Origin of the sequence: Roseateles chitinivorans (assembly GCF_050632235.1) — a bacterium.
Taxonomy (GTDB): Bacteria; Pseudomonadota; Gammaproteobacteria; order Burkholderiales; family Burkholderiaceae_C; genus Roseateles; species Roseateles chitinivorans_A.
On sequence record NZ_CP192584.1, the window covers coordinates 6,050,287 to 6,068,812 of the forward strand.

Genomic DNA, 18,526 nt, shown 5'->3' on the forward strand with positions numbered 1-18,526 from the left:
GCGATGCGAGTTGGCCGTGCTGCTGGAACGCGCCTACCGGCTCGCGCTGTGGCTGCACGATGCGGAGCGCGTGGACCGATCGAACGACACCGTGATCGCGGACGACCCCGTCGACTCGCCTGCGGCCTTCGCGGTGCATGTCGCTTCGTCCGAACTGGTCGATGTGCTCGACGAGGCGCGCGCCCGGTTGGTCGCTGGACCTTGCCACGCGATTCAGCCGACGATCAGCGCCATCGAAGCGCGCTTGCCGGCTCGCTCATCCGCTCCGCCGGACCGTTGATCGGCGCGCCCGGCTCACGCCATTCACAGGGCGCGATGCAACGGGAGGCGCCGGCAATGCCGCGCCGACGCCGCATCCACATATCGCCAGGACTTCACCACGAATGTCTGGCTGTCCATCTCGAGCACGAACTGGCATTGCTCGTTCAGTCCGTACTGCACGGTCCGCGTCGTTCCGTCGTCGCTGAGAAGCGTTCGACGCGCCCACAACGCACCGTTGAAGTCGCCGACGTAGACGCCGACTGCAGCATTCAGGTCAGGTTCAATATCGATGGTGGAGGCGCAGCCGACCGATACGGCGCACAACGCCAAATGCACGACAGTCCGCGCGCTTCGATCTTTCATATCGAACTTGACACCGTTTCGAAAGCGACTTTGCTGCCTCGATTCTCCCGCGAGACCATGACAACGCACGGGCGCATCAGCCTCATGCTGATCATGTTGCCTCAGCAACAGACGCCGCAGATGTCGTAGTTCCCGCGTCGATCCGGAGAACGGTAGCGGGTGCGTGGACCGGAAGGGTCAGGCGCGCGGAGGCAAATCCTTATCTCCGGAAGTACCGCCTCGCAACACCACGTATACGGTCACGACGGCAAGCACCTGGGCCCCAGCCATCAGATAGCCCACCTTCGGGCCATCGCTGGCTGTCGCGTAGGCGGCATCCAGGCAGGCGCCCCAATCCATCGGTTGCCACCCGCAGGCACGCTCTGTATAGAACCCCGCGATCATCGGCATTGCCGCCGCACCAGCAGCAGAAATTCCGGCCGCAAGCCACACCTTGGACGGGCTTTTCCTGGGTGGCCACAAGCTACCCAGAGCGATGGCGGTGATCGCAACGACTGGGGCAGCCACGAAGGCCAAGAACGAGAATCCGAGCCCCCAGGAGAGAAGCTTGCCGACTCCGACCGAGCCCACCGGCTGCGCCACACTGCAGAAGAACAACAACACCAGGAACACCAGCACGTACGCGAATGCCGATCCCAGGCTGGATAACAGTCGATTCACGTTGCACCGTCCGCACGTTGAAGTTGCCGATCAAGTTCACTCATTCAGTTCGGTGGCATGTCCGTCTCGGAAGGCGCCTGGATCAAATGACCTTCGGTCACGACGCAGCGCGCGCCACGAATTCCAGCTCGATCACATCGGGGACAGACCAGCCGCCGAGAACAGCGCACCCCCATGGACCGCGAGCAACAGGACCAGCGTCGGCATGACGGCGACGGCCATTTTGCCCGCACCGCCCCGCCGAGTGGCAAGCAGGATCACGACCAGAGCGGCAAGCACGTCCCAAGGCAGGTTCCGCGTCCATCCGTTCCGGATCTCGTCCTCGAAGGCGTCTCTTGAGACATCGCGCCGAGCCCCCGCCAGCTCCTGTTCCGCGAGACGCTCCACGCGATCGATCTCCTCCCTCGAGTGAACCCGCCCCGCCATCGGCGGCGTCACTTCCGAGCCGGTGCGAATCTCCGATGTGCCTGTCACGGCAAGGAGCCCGCTGACGAGGACCGCGCCGATCATGGCGACGAGCCCCCACGCGAACGCTACGAGAAAAGGTGCAATGCGGATCTTCATGCGCGAGTGGGGCCGATTGGAATCAATGGGGTCGCTCGATGCCGATCGGCGACCGGGCTCCCACGGCAGCAGCTTACCGATCTCCGGTCGAGGCCCGTTTCCGGTCGCCAGCCCAGCGCGCGACCATCGCCCGCAGGCTCGCTTGCCTCCGCCCCGCAACCGTCCCTTACACTCGCCGCGCAACGACAACGCTATCCCCCTTCATGAAGAGCACCAAGTCCGCCCGCACGCCGCCCTCCAAGGTGACGCTGGGCATGGTCGCCGAAGTCAGCGGGGTCTCGCCGAGCACCGTCTCGCGCATCCTCAACGGCACCGCCGTCGTCAGCCAGGAAAAGAAGGACGCCGTCGACCGCGCGATCGCGGACCTCGGCTTCGTCCCGAATCCGATCGCCCGCGTGCTGGCCGGCGGACGCTCGCTGAGCGTCGGCGTCGTGACCCAGGCGATCGACAGCCCGTATTACGGCGTCGCGCTGCGCGGCATCGAGGAAGTCCTCGACGCCGCCGGTTATGTGCCGCTGTTCGCCAGCGGCCACTGGAATGCCAAGGAAGAGCAGCGCTGCATCGACACGCTGCGCGCGCGCCGCGTCGACGGCATCATCGTGCTCACCGGGCGGCTCAGCGACGACTCGCTGCGCAAGCTCGCCAAGGAACTGCCGGTCGTCGTCACCGGCCGGACGCTGAAGGCACCCAGCCTGTACGCGCTGAACTTCAACGACTTCGAGGGCGCGCGGCTCGCCACGCATCACCTGCTCACGCAAGGTCATCGCAAGATCGCGTTCATCACCGGCGATCCGGTCCACCCCGATGCGCAGGAGCGCCTGAAGGGCTACCGCGCGGCGCTGGAAGCCGCCGGCGTGAAGTACAAGCCGGCGCTGGTGCTGCCGGGCCTGTTCCAGGAAGACAGCGGCGTGATGGCCGTCGAGCGGCTGATCGACAGCCGCGAGCCGTTCACCGCGATCTTCGCGGCCAACGACCAGATGGCGTTCGGCGCCTCGCTGGCGCTGTACCGCCGCGGCCTGCGCGTGCCGGAGGACGTCTCCATCGTCGGCTTCGACGATCTGGCCGGCGCGGCGCATTGCATCCCGCCGCTCACCACCATCCATCAGGCCGGGCTCGAACTCGGCCGCTGCGCCGCCCAGGCGCTGCTGGACCTGCTCGGCAACAAGCTCCCCACCGTCCAGCTCCCCGAGCCGCGGCTGATCATCCGGTCGTCGACGCGGTCGCTCTGATCGGGCCTCTGCACTGCCACGGCCGCCGGCCCTCACCCTCGCCCTCTCCCGCAAGCGGGAGAGGGAGTTAGAAATTAGCACTAACCCTGGTACGGTCGCACTCGCTCATTCGTTATCATGAAAGCGCTTTCATAAACAGAACGACAACGGAGACAGACAGCATGCGGCAGTGGGCACGATGCCTATGGGCGATGGCATTGACCTTGGGCGTGGCCCAGGCGGGGCCAGGCGTTGCCGCGCAGACTGCCGCCGCGGCCGCCGCCCCGTCGACAGTCACGACCACGCTGACCGTCGCGGCCTTCCCCGCCATCGACGAGATCGTCCGCAGCGCCCTGCCGGCCTGGAAGGAACTCCACCCCGACGTCGACGTGAAGATCGTGAGCCGCGAGCTCAACGACCACCACACCGCGATGACGACGGCCTTGTCGACCGCCAAGGGCCTGCCCGACGTGATGGCGCTGGAGGTCGGTTATCTCGGCCGCTTCGCGCAGGGCACCGGGCTCGAGGACCTCTCCGTCCCGCCCTACAACCTCAGCGTCGACAAGTCGCGCTTCGTCACCTACGCCTTCGACCAGGCCACCACGCCCAAGGGCGCGGTGCTCGCCGTGCCCACCGACATCGGCCCCGGCGCCCTGCTCTACCGCACCGACCTGCTGGCCAAGGCCGGGCTCAAGGAGTCCGACCTGACCACGAGCTGGGAGGGCTACGTCGCCGCCGGCGTGAAGATCAAGGCCGCGACCGGCGCCTACCTGATGGCGCACGCCCGCGACATGAAGGACATCCTGATCCGCACCGGCCTGGAACCCGGCGAGGGCCTGTTCTTCGACAAGGATTCGCGCCCGCTGGTGAACACGCCGCGCTTCGTCCGCGCCTTCGAGCTGGCCCGCGCCGTGCGCCGCCAGCAGCTCGACGCCAAGGTCATCGCCTGGTCCTCCGACTGGTCCGAAGGCTTCAAGCGCGGCGGCATCGCCACGCAGATGTCGGGCGCCTGGCTGGCCGGCCACCTGAACACCTGGCTCGCGCCCAGCACCCGCGGCAAATGGCGCTCGGCGCAGTTGCCCGAGGGCGCCTTCGCGGCCTACGGCGGCAGCTTCTTCGCCATCGCCCGCCACGGCGACGCGGCCCGCAAACCGATGGCCTACGAGTTCATCCGCTTCATGACGATGAACCGCACGCAGCAGCTCGCGGCCTTCAAGGCGCAGGACGCCTTCCCCGCGCTCGTCGACGCGCAGACCGATCCCTTCTACGACCTGCCCCTGCCCTTCCTCGGCGGCCAGCAGGCCCGCCGCGACTGGCGCGAGGCCGCGGACCACATCCGCGCCTTCCCGGTGCACAAGCAGGACAACTTCGCCAAGGAAGTGATCGACACCGAACTCGACAAGGTGCTCGACCGCGGCAAGGACATCCCCACCGCCCTGGCCGACGCGCAGCGCCTGCTGCTGCTGCGCGCGCACCGCTGACCCGGGACCCCTCCGATGAGCTTCCGCCTCCCCCAGGCCCTGCGCCTCTCGCCCCGCTACGCGCCCTACGCGCTGCTGGCGCCGTTCCTGCTGCTGTTCGTGGTCTTCGGGCTGTTCCCGCTGCTGTTCTCGCTCTACCTGGCCTTCCACAGCTGGGAACCGACCAGCGGCCTGGGCGCCATGCACTGGGTCGGCCTGGACAACTTCGCGTTCGCGCTCCAGGACGAATGGTTCTGGAAGTCGCTGCGCAACACCGGCTGGCTCGCGGTCGCCTCCGGCGTGCCGCAGCACCTGGTCGCCATCCCGCTCGCCACCTTCCTGCACCTGGCCTTCAAGCGCTGGCGCAACCCGATGGTCGGGGCCTACTTCCTGCCCTACATCACCTCGTCGGTCGCGATCGCGATCCTGTTCAGCTCGCTGTTCTCGACCGACTACGGCCTGATCAACCTCGCCATCGCCACGGTGCGCGAGATCCCGCTGCTCGGCCACCTGGTGCCGCAGGCGGCCGTCGACTGGCTCAACGATCCCGACGCGCTCAAGCCCGCCATCTCGATGATCGTGTTCTGGCGCTATGTCGGCTTCAACGTCGTGCTCTACCTGGCCGCGCTGCAGACCATCCCGCCCGACCTCTACGAGGCCGCGACCATGGACGGCGCCAGCCGCCTGCAGCAGTTCTTCCACATCACGCTGCCCAGCCTGCGCCCGATGATCTTCTTCGGCGTGACGCTGAGCGTCATCGGCGGACTGCAGCTGTTCGAGGAGCCCTTCATCCTCACCGGCGGCAAGGGCGGCTCCGACCAGGCCGGCATGAGCGCCGCCGTCTACCTGTACCGCAACGCCTTCGACTTCAACGACTTCGGCGCCGCCAGCGCGATGTCGTGGCTGCTGTTCCTGGTCGTGGCCGCGCTGACGTGGCTGACCAACCGGGCCTTCCGGCGCAAGGACGACTGAGGGCTTCCCTCGCGAACGATCGGGACACCGCCATGAGCACCACGATGCACGCCCCCTCGACGCCGCCGCGCCGCACGCCGCGCAGCCGCCGCGCATGACCACCTGGTCCGCCTACCTGCTGGTCGGCGCCGGCGCGCTGATCATGCTGGCGCCGTTCTATTTCATGTTCGTCTTCGCGACGCACTCGCGCACCGAGATCTTCAGCCTGCCGCCGCCGATGTGGTTCGGCGACGACTTCCTGGCCAACGTCGACATCCTGACCAAGCGCCTGCCCTTCTGGCGCAACCTGGGCCTGAGCCTGTACGTCGGCATCTGCAACACCGGCCTGACGCTGCTGTTCTGCTCGATGGGCGGCTACGCCTTCGCGATGTACGAGTTCCGCTTCAAGAAGGCGCTGTTCGGGCTGGTGATGGGCACGATGCTGATCCCCACCTTCATGAACATGATCCCCAGCTTCATGATCATGGACCTGCTGGGCTGGATCGATCAGCCGCGCGCGCTCTACATCCCGGGCGCGGCCAGCGCCTTCGGCATCTTCCTGATGCGCCAGTTCATCGGCTCGTCCGTGCCGCGCGAGCTGGTCGAGGCCGCCCGCATGGACGGCTGCGGGGAGCTCGGCATCTACGCCCGCATCGTGCTGCCGCTGCTCAAGCCGGCGCTGGGCACGCTGGGGCTGATCACCTTCATCGCCTCCTGGAACAACTTCATCGGGCCGCTGGTCGTCATGCGCTCGCCCGACATGTACACGCTGCCGCTGGCGCTGCGATCGCTGCAGAGCCCGGTGGACACCGAATGGGGCGCGCTGATGGCCGGATCCGCCATCGCGACGCTGCCGCTGATCGTGCTCTTCGTCCTGTGCTCGCGGCAGCTCATCTCGGGCCTGACCGTCGGCGCGGTGAAGTGACGCCCGACGCCTGCGCCTCTCCTCCAACACCTAGAACAACACCCCGATGTCATCTTCCACGCCTGCCACCGCCGCCTCGACCGCACTCGCCACGGCCGCCGCCAAGGACTTCCCCGCCGACTTCGTCTGGGGCGTCGCCACGAGCGCCTTCCAGATCGAGGGCGCGCACGACGCCGACGGCAAGGGACCGTCGATCTGGGACACCTTCTGCCGCCAGCCCGGCGTGATCGCCGACAACAGCAACGGCGACGTCGCTTGCGAACACTACCGGCGCTGGGAAGAGGACCTGGACCTGATCAAGAGCCTGGGCGTCGACGCCTACCGCTTCTCGGTGTCCTGGCCGCGCGTGCAGCCGACGGGCCAGGGCGAATGGAACGAGGCCGGGCTGGCGTTCTACGAGAAGCTCGTGGACGGCATGCTCGCGCGCGGCCTGAAGCCCTACCTGACGCTGAACCACTGGGACCTGCCGCAGGCGCTGCAGGACATCGGCGGCTGGGGCAACCGCGTCACCGTCGAGCGCTTCGTCGAATACGCCGTCGGCATCGCGAAGCGCCTGGGCGACAAGGTCGTCTCCATCGCCACGCACAACGAGCCCTGGGTCGTCGCGCAGCTCGGCCATGAGTCCGGCGTCTTCGCGCCGGGCGTGAAGGACCGCCGCATCGCCGCGCAGGTCTCGCACCACCTGCTGCTCAGCCACGGCCTGGCCGTCACCGCCCTGCGCGCGCTGAAGCTCAAGGCCTCGCTCGGCATCGTGCTGAACATGGCGCCGATGTACCCGGCGACGGACTCCGACGCCGACCGCACCGCCGCCCGCCTGGAAGACGGCAAGCTGCGCCGCTGGTACATGGACCCGCTCTTCGAGGGCCGCTATCCGCAGGACGTGCTGGACTACCTCGGCCACGACGCGCCCTACGTCGAGGCCGGCGACATGGCGAAGATCCAGGTGCCCATCGACTTCGTCGGCATCAACTACTACTCGCGCGGCATGATCAGCGCGAACGGTCCGGTCGACAACAAGACCAGCGGCCTGGAGCTGACCGACATGGGCTGGGAGGTCTATCCGCAGGGCCTGACCGACCTGCTGGTGTCGATCAAGCGCGACTACCCCGGCGTCAAGCGCCTGTACGTGACGGAGAACGGCGGCGCCTTCCCCGATCCGGTCGGCACCGACGGCCGCGTCCACGACGAGGACCGCACCCGCTACCTCGACACGCACATCGCCGCCGTGGGCGACGCGCTCGCGCAGGGCGTGCCGATGGCCGGCTACATGGTGTGGAGCCTGCTCGACAATTTCGAATGGGCGTCGGGCTACGTCAAGCGCTTCGGCATCGTGCATGTCGACTACGAGACGCAGCAGCGCACGCCCAAGGACAGCGCGCTGGCCTACAAGGATTTCGTCGTGCAACAAGTGTCACAACGGCGCACCGCGCGCCAGGGCTGATCCGGGAGACCGTCATGGGACAAGTCACGCTGCGCGGCATCCGCAAGCGCTACGGCGATCACGAAGTGATCCAGGGCATCGACCTCGACGTCCGGGACGGCGAATTCATGGTCTTCGTCGGCCCCTCGGGCTGCGGCAAGAGCACGACGCTGCGCATGATCGCCGGTCTGGAGGAGATCACCGGCGGTGACCTGCTGATCGACGGGAACCGCGCCAACGACCTGCGCCCTGCCGACCGCGGCGCGGCGATGGTGTTCCAGAGCTACGCGCTCTACCCGCACATGACGGTCGCCGAGAACATGGGCTTCGCGCTGAAGATGGCCGGCGTCGGCCGCGCCGAGCGCGACGAGCAGGTGCGACGCACCGCCGAGATCCTGCGCATCACCGACCTGCTGCAGCGCACGCCCAAGCAGCTGTCCGGCGGCCAGCGCCAGCGCGTGGCCATCGGCCGCGCGATCGTGCGCAAGCCCAAGGTCTTCCTGTTCGACGAGCCGCTGTCCAACCTGGACGCCGCGCTGCGCGTGGACATGCGCATCGAGCTGACGCGGCTGCACCAGCAGCTGGGCACGACCATGATCTACGTCACCCACGACCAGGTCGAGGCGATGACGATGGGCGACCGCATCGCCGTCTTCAACAAGGGCCGCATCGAGCAGCTCGGCGCGCCGATGGACCTCTACCGCCATCCGGCCAACGAATTCGTCGCCGGCTTCCTGGGCGCGCCGAAGATCAACTTCATCGAGCGCCCGACGGCCAACGCGCCGGGCGCGGCCCGGCGGCTGTGGGACTCGCTCGGCGGGGCCTCGCGTCCCGCGGCGAACCGCCTCGGCCTGCGTCCCGAGCACCTGCTTCTGGGGACAAGCCATGACGAGAGTGCCGTGCCCGCCACGGTGGTGCTCGCCGAGCACCTGGGCGACACCTCGATCCTGCACCTGCGCGTCGACGGCATCGCCGGCCTGCTCACCGCCAAGCTCCCCGCGGGCGCGGCGTCGCTGCACGACGGCGACACCGTCCGACTGATCGCCGGCGCCGACCACGCGCTGGCCTTCGACGCCGAGGCCCGCGCGCTCGAACCGCGCGCCGCCACCTCCGGCACGGTCCCCGTCGCGGCCTGAACCGCGACGCCCCGGCGACGCCTCGCGGGTCGCCCGGCCGGTCTTCGTGCGCGAAGGTCCGGCCCCATTTCCGCAGTACCCCCGCGCCCACGTGTGGCGCGGATCCCCTCGCTAGGGAAAGTCAGTAGAGGTCCCAAGTCCGAAGCGGATAAATTCTGAAAGCGCTTTCAGAGTTACCGCCGAATACACGGATCCAGCTTGCCCTGCAGACAATCGGGCCCGCCATCGCATGGGGGTCAAGGCCAAGACTGAGAGATAACAAGGAGACAAGATGAAGCACGTCCACCCCACCCGAGCGCGGCAGGTCCGCGGACTGCAGCGCCAGCCCGTCGCGGCCGCCTGCGCCCTGTTGTTCTTCGCCGCTGCCGCGCATGCGCAACAGGCCCCCGCCGCGCCTGAATCGGCGGCCTCCGAGGCCCAGCGCAAGGCCGACGCGACGATCGACACCGTCGTCGTCACCGGCATCCGCCAGTCGCTGGACACCTCGCTGAACCTCAAGCGCCAGCAACGCGGCGTCGTCGACGGCATCGTCGCGGAGGACATCGGCAAGTTCCCCGACACCAACCTGGCCGAGTCGATGCAGCGCATCGCGGGCGTGTCCATCGACCGCTCCATGGGTGAAGGCTCCAAGGTCACCGTGCGCGGCGTCGGTCCCGACTTCAACCTGGTGCTGCTGAACGGCCGCCAGATGCCGGCGTCGACGCTGGCGGACACGGGCCCGTCCAACTCCCGCGCCTTCGACTTCGCCAACCTCGCCACCGAATCGATCTCCGCGCTGGAGGTCTACAAGACCAGCCGCGCCAGCGCGCCGACCGGCGGCCTGGGTGCGGTCATCAACATCAAGACCGCGCGTCCGCTGGACACGAAGAAGACCATCGCCAGCATCGGCCTGAAGGCGGTGCATGACGAAGGCAACTCGCGCCTGCCCGACAACATCAAGGGCAGCGGCACGACGCCGGAAGTCTCCGGCATCTTCAGCACGACCTTCGCCGACGGCATGTTCGGCCTGGCCGTGTCGGGCAGTCTCCAGAAGCGCGACGCCGGCTACAACACCGCGGGCGTGCCCGGAGGCTGGCTGCCGTTCAAGGGCAGCGAAGTCGCCACGCCGCAGCTGCCGGCCCTGCCGCAGCCGGGCCAGCCCGGCTCGGAGAACATCACCAACCGTCCCGGCCCGAACGACGTCTACTCGCTGCCGCAGAACGTCGCGTACGCGATGACCGGCGTGAAGCGTGAACGCACCAACGGCCAGGTGACCTTCCAGTTCGCGCCGACCAAGACGCTGACCACGACGCTGGACTACACCGCCTCCCAGAACAAGGTCCACACGCGCCGCAACGACATGTCGGCGTGGTTCAGCTTCGGCCCGTCGAGCAGCTCCTGGACCAGCGGCCCGGTCTCCGCACCGCTCACCTACACCGAGGCCCTGGCCGCCGGCAACGCCGACCTCTCGATGGGCGGCGCCGATTTCAAGACGAAGAACGACAACAAGTCGCTGGGCTTCAACGCCGACTGGAAGGCCACGGACAAGCTGCGCTTCGAGTTCGACGCGCACCGTTCCACGGCGACGTCGGGCGCGGACGGCCCCTGGGGCACCAACAACGTCATCAGCACGGCGAGCTTCAACCGCGGCCAGACCACGGCGGACTTCACCCAGGAGATGCCGATCCTGATCATGCCGACGACGCAGCGCGACGCTGCGCTGCAGCAGGTGACGGGTTCGTCCTTCCGCAACAGCTACATGAAGGCGGAAGTCGACCAGCAGCAGATCCGCGGCGCGTGGACCATCAACGAGGACTCGAAGCTGGACTTCGGCGTCGGCCTGACCAAGGCGAAGAACCGCTCGGCCTACGCCAATGTGCAGCTCGACAACTGGGGCGGCACCGCGGAAGGCTGGAAGAACTATCCGGACAACGTCTGGCTGCCGGCCAACCTGCGCGACTACTTCGGCAAGATGGGCGGCAACGGCGACCCGCGTCTGTTCACGCAGTTCTATACCTTCGACTTCGCCACCATCCGCGACCTGGCCTCCAAGGCCAACGGCGACCCGTCGAAGTACCTCGCGTCCAACGTCTTCTCGACGGACCGTCGCACGACGGAGAAGTCCAGCAGCGCCTTCGCCGAGTACACGCGCGACTGGGAACTGGGCGTGCCGATGAGCGCGACCGTGGGCATGCGCTACGAGAAGACCAAGGTCAACTCCCAAGCGCTGGTGCCGACGGCCACGGGCATCACCTGGGGCTCCAACAACGAGCTGACGGTGCTCAAGGGCGATCCCGGCTTCACCGAACTCGATGGCAAGTACCACTACTGGCTGCCCAACATCGACTACCAGGCCGAGCTGACCGACAAGCTGAAGCTGCGCGCCAGCTACGGCGTGACGCTGGGCCGTCCGGGCTGGGACGCCATCCAGGGCGGACAGACGCTGAACGACCTGGCGCGCCTGAGCGGCGGCACGGGCGCGCAGGGCAATCCGGGCCTGAAGCCGCTGAAGTCCAAGAACATCGACTTCTCGCTGGAGTACTACTACGCCCGGTCGAGCTACGTGGCGGCCGGCGTGTTCCGCAAGAACATCAGCAACTACATCGGCTCCACGCTGATCGACGCGACGCCGTTCAACCTCCACACGCCGATCGGCGGCGCGTATTACAACGAGGCCTCCACGACCGGCGCCTGCGGCAGCGACATCACCTGCATCCGCGACTACATCCTCAACCGCTACAACGGCCAGCCGGGCGTGACCAAGACCGGCGACGCCAACGGCCATGCGCTGGGGACCATCGCGGGCCAGCCGGGCGACCCCATCGCCAACTTCCAGATCACGGTACCGGCCAACACGCAGTCCAACAGCCTGAAGGGCTTCGAACTGAACGTGCAGCACGCGTTCGGAAACTCGGGATTCGGCGTCGCGGCCAACTACACGAAGGTGAAGTCCGGCCTCAAGTTCGACAACATGAGCCTGGCGCAGCAGTACGCGCTGGTCGGCCTGAGCGACTCCGCCAACCTGGTGGGCTTCTACGAGGATGCGCGCTTCAGCGTGCGCCTGGCCTACAACTGGCGCGACAAGTTCCTGGCCGCGGTCAACGACGGCAACCAGCTGGGCCGCTCGGCGCCCATCTTCACCGAGCCGTACAAGCAGCTGGACCTCAGCGTGGGCTACAACTTCAGCGAGAAGCTGAGCATGCAGGCGGAGGTGATCAACCTCACCGATTCGATCCTGCGCCAGCATGGCCGGACCTCCGAGGAAGTGTTCAACGTCGTGCAGACGGGTCGCCGCTATATGCTGGGACTCCGCTACAAGTTCTGAGCCCGCGAGGGCCCCTGCCCGCATGAAGCCGATCCTGGAAATCCACGACCTGGTCCCGGGTCGGCTTCCTCCCGACCTGCTCGAGGCCGCGCAACCGGTGGTGTTGCGCGGCCTCGTGTCGCATTGGCCGATGGTGCGGGAGGCGCGGCGCTCCGACCGCGCGGCGGTCGACTATCTGCACGGCTGCTGGCGCGGCGCGCCGGTGGCCATCATGACGGGGCCGCCGGACATCGACGGCCGCATCTTCTACAACGACGATTTCACCGGCATGAACTTCGGTCGTGCCGACGCGCCGCTGCCGGCGCTGATGGAGGAGCTGCTCAAGCTCGCCGGCGTCGACCGCCCGCCCTGCTACTACGTCGGATCGACGACGGTGGAGACCTGCCTGCCGGGCTTCCTGGCGGCGAACGACCTGGACCTGTCGCCGCTGGCGACTGGCGAAGGGACGGCGCAGGACGCGCTGGCCAGCGTGTGGCTGGGCAACCGCAGCCGCATCGCGCCGCACTACGACCTGCCGGACAACATCGCCTGCGTCGCGGCCGGGCATCGGCGCTTCACACTGTTCCCGCCGGAGCAGCTCGCCAACCTCTACGTCGGTCCGATCGACTTCACGCCGGCGGGACAGCCGGTGAGCCTGGTCGACCTCAAGCATCCGGACTTCGAGCGCTTCCCGCGTTTCGCGCAGGCGCTGGACCACGCGCAGGTCGCCGAGCTCGGCCCCGGCGACGCGCTCTACATCCCCAGCATGTGGTGGCATCAGGTGGAAGCGCTGGACGCCTTCAACGTCCTGATCAACTACTGGTGGCGGCAGTCGCCGGCGCACATGGATCCACCGCTGTTCGCGCTGATGCAGGCGCTGCTCTCGATGCGCGACCTGCCCGCGCCGCAACGCGCGGCGTGGCGCGGGATCTTCGACCACTACGTGTTCAACGCGGACGCCGACACGGCGGCCCACATCCCCGCGCATGCGCGGCATGCGCTCGCTCCGCTGACGGCGGAAGGCGCGGGTCACCTGCGCGGACATCTGATTCAGCGGCTCAAGCAACGCTGAACACCCGAGACAACATGGAGGAGACGCCATGACTTTCACTTCGCCAGAACCCCACACCCCGCGCTGTCCGGTGAAGCGCGTCGTCATCGCCGGGGGCGGGACGGCGGGCTGGATGATGGCGGCCTGCATCTCCAAGCACCTGGGCAAGCAGCTCGACATCCGGCTGGTGGAGTCCGACGAGATCGGCACCGTCGGCGTCGGCGAGGCCACGATCCCGACGATGCTGACCTTCCATCAGCTGCTGGGGCTCGACGAGCGCGAGTTCATGGCGGCGACGCAGGCCACGATCAAGCTGGGCATCCAGTTCGAAGGCTGGCGCGACCTGGGCACGACCTACGTCCACGCGTTCGGCAGCACCGGCATCGACCACTGGACCGCGGGGTTCCAGCACTTCTGGATGAAGGGCCGCGAGCGGGGCTGGCGTCGGACTACGGCGACTACTGCCTGGAGGCGCGCGCCGCACGTGAGCTCAAGTTCGCGCACTTGCCCGACGAAGGCATCAACTACGCGTTCCACCTCGACGCGACCTTGTACGGCCAGTACCTGCGCCGGTTCAGCGAGGGCTTCGGCGTGAAGCGCCTCGAAGGGAAGATCGCCGAGGTGCTGATGCACGACGACGGCGACATCCGCGCGCTGAAGCTGCAGGACGGGACGGAGATCGAAGGCGATCTCTTCGTCGACTGCACGGGCATGCGTTCGGTGCTGCTGGGCCAGGCGCTGGGCGTCGGTTACGAGGACTGGTCGCACTGGCTGCCGTGCGACAGCGCGATCGCGCTGCAGACGGCGTCGGTGCGGGAGGCGGTGCCGTACACGCGCTCGATCGCGCATCCGTGGGGCTGGCAGTGGCAAATCCCGCTGCAGCACCGCGTCGGCAACGGCGTGGTCTTCAGCAGCCGCTACACCGACGACGAGACGGCGCGTTCCGCGCTGCTCGGCAACATCGAGGGCGAGGTACTGACGCCGCACCGGGTGATCCGCTTCAAGCCGGGTCAGCGCGAGGTGGTGTGGAAGCGCAACTGCGTCGGCGCGGGCCTGTCGAGCGGCTTCCTGGAGCCGCTGGAGTCGACCAGCATCCACCTGATCCAGCGCACGGCGATCCGGCTGCTGCAGATGTTCCCGAAGGACGGGATCCGGCAGTCCGACATCGACGAGTACAACGCGCAGATGCGCCACGAGCTGGAGCACATCCGCGACTTCATCGTGCTGCACTACCACCTGCAGCAGCGGACCGATTCGCCGATGTGGCGCGACATGCGCGAGATGCCGGTCCCGGCGTCGCTGCAGCACCGGCTGGACCTGTTCCGGGAGACGGGCCGCGTGTTCCGCGTGCCCAACGAGCTGTTCACCGAGAACTCCTGGGTGCAGGTGCTGCTCGGCCAGGGACTGATGCCGGAACAGCATCACCCGTCGGCGGACCTGATGGGCGACCGGGAGCTGGCCAGCTTCCTCGGCGCGATCACCGCACGGATCGACAAGACCGTGGCGCAGATGCCGGGGCATCAGCAGTACGTGTCGCGGTATGCGCCTGCGGCGGTCGCGTCGAGGCCAGCGGTCGTCGCCTGAGCGCATAAGCGCAGGAGCACGGGAGCGCGTGCCGTCCCGATGCCCGCCGCCCTCACCCAGCCCGGCACACCGGGCGTGGTGCGGCTATGCGTCTGCGGCGCCGACCACGTAGAACACCCACGGGGTGTCGCTCTTCTGCTTGAAGACGGCGGTGCCCTCGAGCGCCAGGAGTGCCAGGGCGCACAGCTCGTCGAGGTCGGTGGCGCTGGCGCGGAACTGGGCGCGCTCGAAGATGCCGTAACCCGTGCGATCGACCATGGCCTTGATCCGGGAGGCGTTGTGCCGGGAAGCCTCGGGGAACGCCTCGTTGGCCCAGGCCCAGCAGAAGCTCTCCGATGCCGGAAGGTAGGTGCCGACCGGAATGAGCGGGAAGGTCGTCGAGCACTCAGGACCGGTCATCGAGAGCGTGGCCGAGTCCTCGTCGATCAGCCAGCTGTCGAAGGGCGCGATCGCCTGCCTGAAGGCCTCCTGCCTGCTGGCGTACTCATCGAGGGCCTGACGGAGCAGCAGGTCGAACGACTCGTCGATCGAGTCCTTGTGGTCGGCGTGGCGATGCATGGGGTGTCGGGACGATGGATTCGCGCCATTGTGATGGTCGCGCAGGGCCGCCGCATCCCTCCAGGCGCATTAAGCTCGGCACCTGGGAGGACCCATGCCAGAACACCACGACCCGACATCCGATGATTTCGTCTGCGTCGCGACGCTGGACTCACCGACCGAGGCCCACCTGCTGAAGGGCGTCCTCGAGGCCGTGCACCTCACGCCGCACCTGGCGGACGAACACATGGTCCGGAACTATTCGCTGCTGACGCCAGCGCTCGGCGGCGTGCGCGTGCTGGTGCCCGCCTCGGAAGTCGCGGCCGCGCACAGGGCCCTCGCGGAGTTCGAGTCCGGGGCCTACCGGCTCGACGACGATCCGGAGGAGGATCTCGCGGCCAGGAGCTGATGCCGGAGCGGCATCACCCGTCCGTCGACGGACCTGATGGGCGGCCGAGCGCTCGCGTGATGCGCGTCTGAACGCCGACACCTCCTGATACGCTTCGCCCACAGAGGTCCGGACCACCGGACCGGGACGAGGGAGGAAGCGATGACCGATCAGACCGTGCCGGCGACCGGCGACTTCGTGCGCGTCGCCAGCTGCGAGACGCCGACGGAGGCCCACCTGCTGCAAAGCGTGCTCACCGCCGCTGGACTGGAGCGGCCGCAGGTGGCCGACGCCAACATCATGCGCGTCAATCCCTGGCTCGCTTCGGCGCTCGGGGGCGTGCGCGTCCTCGTGCGGTCCTCGGAGGCCGCGCTGGCGCGGGAAACCATCGCCAGGTTCAACGCCGGCGAGTTCGTGCTCGAGGGAGAAGACCTCACCCCCGCCCCGCTCGAGGAGCAGCCACGCCTGCTCTTCAATCCCGACCTGGCGTTCCTGCTCGGCTTCGTCCTGACGCCGGCCTTCGGGCCTGCGATCCAGCTCTCCAACGCGTACACGATGCGTGCCGGCCGCACGGGGCACTGGGGGTGGTTCATCGCGCTCACGGCGTTCAGCCTCCTCGCCGTGCTCGGGATCCATGCGGAGCAGTCCCATCCGCTCCTCGTCTTCCAGGCGAGTCTTGGCATCGCTGGCCTCAACTGCATCTGGTACCTCTTCTTCGGAAGGAACCAGAGCAAAGGCTTCATCGCGCGCTTCGGCGCCCATTACAGGCGCAAGCGGCAGCGCATGGTGGCGCTGCGCACGGCATTGGCCCTGCTGGCGATCGGATGCCTGCTGAGCGCGTTCGCGTGAGCGCCGAACGACGCCTGCGCCGCGCGCGGCTGATGTCGCGCGCATCGGTCGCCCTGTTCGTCGTCAGCCTGGTCGCGACCATCGCGAGCACGAGGACGGCATGGGCGTGGATCGTGTTGTTCCTGATGTGGAACCACGTCGCCCTTCTCGTCTTCATCAGTGCGGCGACGTGGACGATCAAGCGTCTCGACGCCGCGCCGCCAGGTCGGGCGTCTCCTCGTCTGGGCGAGCTGCTTGCGCCGTGGGTGCTGGCGGCCGCGGCGATCGGCGCCGTCGTCGCCGTTCCGAACTGGGGCCCCTCGCCATGGGCGTCTGCGCAGACGTCGGATGGCACGCCCGTGACCCGGCATCAATGGCACTCGGAGGGCGACCGCTACTTCGAGCGCGTCAACAACGGCCCTGCCGTCGAGATCGACGAGGCGACCTACGACCGGCTGAACCAGCGGCTCCACGGTGTGTTCAGTCGTGTCTGGGTGTTCTTCTCGTTGCTCTCGATCGTGATGTGGCGTTTCATCGAACTGCGCCGGAAGGATCTGCTGGAGGGACACGCGGAACCCCTGCCGCCGCCAACCGCATCGCCCGCATTTCCCGTATCGACAGCGCCGGGCGCCGTCGCGCCAGCCGGCCGGCGATCGACCGCGCTGATCGTGGCCATCTGGGTCGGCCTCCTCGGCGTCAATCTGCTCGGGCCATCGGCGGAGAGCGGACGCACGTTCTGCGCGGCCTCGATGCCCGTCCCGCGCGAAGCGCTCGTGTTCCTCCTGGTGATGCCCGTGCTGTTCTTCAGCATCGGTGCGTTCTGGACCAAGCGATCGCCGTTCCTGTCACCGTGGATCGCCGATCTCATCGACCAGCGCCTCGGCGCGGGCGGCAGCCATGCCTTCATGGCTCGCCTGAAACCGCTGCTGCTCATGGCCGCGGCCAGCCTCGTCGGATCCGCCCAGTTGGCGATGAGCTGCTGGCAGTCGGGTCCGGACGCCTTCAACTGGGCGGTTCCGGGTTTCCTCGCTTCGGCGAGCATCGGCTTCGCGCTGTCGCATGTGATCCTGCGGCGGCGGGGCGTGCCCGGGGTCTAGAGATATCGACAGACGCCGCCGCCACAGACGGCGTGTCGGGCCTTCGCATTGCCCCTCTCCCTCATTCCGGAGACCTTCCCATGCGCGGCGCCCTCGACTTCACTTCCTGGCAGACGATGCTCTCGACGCTGATCGGGCTCGTCATCGTGTCGCTGATCGCCGTCGGCGTGCGGCTGCTCGTGATGCAGTCGGTGCAGCAGCGGCGCGAACGCGCGAACCGGCAGATCAATGAGCGTCTGAAGACCTTGATCGCGGCCTACAAGACCCTCGGGGGATCCTTCACGGGCACGCTCGCCGTCGACCCGCGCCACCTGCGAGAACTGCGCCAGCTCGCCGAGCCCGGCACGATGGCGATCGGCGCCTCCGATCGCGCCCGTCGCATGCGCGATGCGGTCGAGGCCGCGCTGTCCGACATCATCCTGCTCGGCACCGACGAGCAGGTCCGGCTCGCCGCGCAAGCAGCGCAGGACATGGTCACCGGCAAGCCGGTGGAGACGGCGGCGCTCGTCGCGTCGCTGCGCGATTTCATCCGCGAGGTGCTGGAGCTCGATCCCATCCCGGCGTCCGTCGTGATTCCGAAGCAGGGGCCGCTGAGGCCGGCGGGCAGCGGCGGCGGCAAGGGTGGCGGAGCCGGTGGGCGTGAAGGTGGCTCACGCGGAGGCGGAGGCGGTGGCGCAGCGGGTGCCGGCGGTCTCGGCGCGGGGATCGGACTCGGCGCGGCGGGCAGCCATGCCGCCGAGGGACCTCAAGCGCCGGAAGAAGATCCGATGAAGTGAGCGCCGGGCCGGCACGCGCCGGGCAAGCGTTGCC

General features: G+C 68.1%; 17 protein-coding genes and 1 pseudogene. 14 read left to right on the forward strand and 4 right to left on the reverse strand.

All coding sequences use genetic code 11. The features are described from left to right. Window positions 1–10: 10 nt before the first annotated feature. The gene (locus ACQ859_RS27690) at window positions 11–280 is read left to right on the forward strand and encodes a hypothetical protein (RefSeq protein ID WP_431263676.1); all 270 of its coding nucleotides are present in this window, start codon (window positions 11–13) and stop codon (window positions 278–280) included. 23 nt (window positions 281–303) lie between these two features. Here the strand turns inward: ACQ859_RS27690 and ACQ859_RS27695 are convergent, their stop codons facing one another. The 3 genes from ACQ859_RS27695 to ACQ859_RS27705 all read right to left on the reverse strand — a co-directional run bounded on the left by ACQ859_RS27695 (window position 304) and on the right by ACQ859_RS27705 (window position 1,848). Beyond that, window positions 304–624: a hypothetical protein gene (locus ACQ859_RS27695; protein WP_431263677.1), complete on the reverse strand. Its 321-nt coding sequence runs from the start codon at window positions 622–624 to the stop codon at window positions 304–306. Window positions 625–801: 177 nt separating this feature from the next. Next, complete coding sequence (locus ACQ859_RS27700) at window positions 802–1,284, reverse strand: hypothetical protein (protein ID WP_431263678.1); 483 nt, start codon at window positions 1,282–1,284, stop codon at window positions 802–804. 132 nt (window positions 1,285–1,416) lie between these two features. Continuing rightward, on the reverse strand, window positions 1,417–1,848 hold the full coding sequence (locus tag ACQ859_RS27705; RefSeq protein WP_431263679.1) for a hypothetical protein: 432 nt from the start codon (window positions 1,846–1,848) through the stop codon (window positions 1,417–1,419). Window positions 1,849–2,051: 203 nt separating this feature from the next. On the opposite strand from ACQ859_RS27705, the gene ACQ859_RS27710 reads away from it, so the two are divergent. The 9 genes and pseudogenes from ACQ859_RS27710 to ACQ859_RS27750 all read left to right on the forward strand — a co-directional run bounded on the left by ACQ859_RS27710 (window position 2,052) and on the right by ACQ859_RS27750 (window position 14,866). Beyond that, window positions 2,052–3,077, forward strand: a complete 1,026-nt coding sequence (locus ACQ859_RS27710) for a LacI family DNA-binding transcriptional regulator (RefSeq protein ID WP_431263680.1) — start codon at window positions 2,052–2,054, stop codon at window positions 3,075–3,077. A gap of 191 nt (window positions 3,078–3,268) precedes the next feature. Beyond that, window positions 3,269–4,537 (forward strand): extracellular solute-binding protein, encoded by a 1,269-nt coding sequence (locus ACQ859_RS27715; RefSeq protein ID WP_431263681.1) that lies wholly within the window; start codon window positions 3,269–3,271, stop codon window positions 4,535–4,537. A gap of 15 nt (window positions 4,538–4,552) precedes the next feature. Beyond that, window positions 4,553–5,488 (forward strand): carbohydrate ABC transporter permease, encoded by a 936-nt coding sequence (locus tag ACQ859_RS27720; RefSeq protein ID WP_431263682.1) that lies wholly within the window; start codon window positions 4,553–4,555, stop codon window positions 5,486–5,488. Window positions 5,489–5,582: 94 nt separating this feature from the next. Next, on the forward strand, window positions 5,583–6,392 hold the full coding sequence (locus ACQ859_RS27725; RefSeq protein WP_431263683.1) for a carbohydrate ABC transporter permease: 810 nt from the start codon (window positions 5,583–5,585) through the stop codon (window positions 6,390–6,392). A 46-nt stretch (window positions 6,393–6,438) separates the two neighbouring features. Continuing rightward, the gene (locus ACQ859_RS27730; RefSeq protein WP_431263684.1) at window positions 6,439–7,833 is read left to right on the forward strand and encodes a GH1 family beta-glucosidase; all 1,395 of its coding nucleotides are present in this window, start codon (window positions 6,439–6,441) and stop codon (window positions 7,831–7,833) included. 14 nt (window positions 7,834–7,847) lie between these two features. Continuing rightward, window positions 7,848–8,948: an ABC transporter ATP-binding protein gene (locus tag ACQ859_RS27735; protein WP_431263685.1), complete on the forward strand. Its 1,101-nt coding sequence runs from the start codon at window positions 7,848–7,850 to the stop codon at window positions 8,946–8,948. A 271-nt stretch (window positions 8,949–9,219) separates the two neighbouring features. Beyond that, a complete protein-coding gene (locus tag ACQ859_RS27740) occupies window positions 9,220–12,252 on the forward strand; it encodes a TonB-dependent receptor (protein WP_431263686.1) in 3,033 nt (1,010 codons plus the stop codon). A gap of 22 nt (window positions 12,253–12,274) precedes the next feature. Then, on the forward strand, window positions 12,275–13,303 hold the full coding sequence (locus tag ACQ859_RS27745; RefSeq protein ID WP_431263687.1) for a cupin-like domain-containing protein: 1,029 nt from the start codon (window positions 12,275–12,277) through the stop codon (window positions 13,301–13,303). 115 nt (window positions 13,304–13,418) lie between these two features. Then, a pseudogene (locus ACQ859_RS27750) lies at window positions 13,419–14,866 on the forward strand (tryptophan halogenase family protein). 84 nt (window positions 14,867–14,950) lie between these two features. Here ACQ859_RS27750 and ACQ859_RS27755 read toward each other — a convergent pair. Beyond that, window positions 14,951–15,424 (reverse strand): DUF6882 domain-containing protein, encoded by a 474-nt coding sequence (locus ACQ859_RS27755; protein WP_431263688.1) that lies wholly within the window; start codon window positions 15,422–15,424, stop codon window positions 14,951–14,953. Between the two features lie 94 nt (window positions 15,425–15,518). Between ACQ859_RS27755 and ACQ859_RS27760 the strand changes: the two genes are divergently transcribed. The 4 genes from ACQ859_RS27760 (at window position 15,519) to ACQ859_RS27775 (ending at window position 18,492) form a co-directional block, all read left to right on the forward strand. After that, complete coding sequence (locus tag ACQ859_RS27760) at window positions 15,519–15,812, forward strand: putative signal transducing protein (protein ID WP_431263689.1); 294 nt, start codon at window positions 15,519–15,521, stop codon at window positions 15,810–15,812. Between the two features lie 141 nt (window positions 15,813–15,953). Further along, complete coding sequence (locus ACQ859_RS27765; RefSeq protein ID WP_431263690.1) at window positions 15,954–16,640, forward strand: hypothetical protein; 687 nt, start codon at window positions 15,954–15,956, stop codon at window positions 16,638–16,640. Beyond that, window positions 16,637–17,716 (forward strand): hypothetical protein, encoded by a 1,080-nt coding sequence (locus ACQ859_RS27770; RefSeq protein ID WP_431263691.1) that lies wholly within the window; start codon window positions 16,637–16,639, stop codon window positions 17,714–17,716. The genes ACQ859_RS27765 and ACQ859_RS27770 overlap by 4 nt, the downstream gene beginning before the upstream one ends. Before the next feature lie 80 nt (window positions 17,717–17,796). Then, a complete protein-coding gene (locus ACQ859_RS27775; RefSeq protein WP_431263692.1) occupies window positions 17,797–18,492 on the forward strand; it encodes a hypothetical protein in 696 nt (231 codons plus the stop codon). Window positions 18,493–18,526 lie beyond the last annotated feature (34 nt).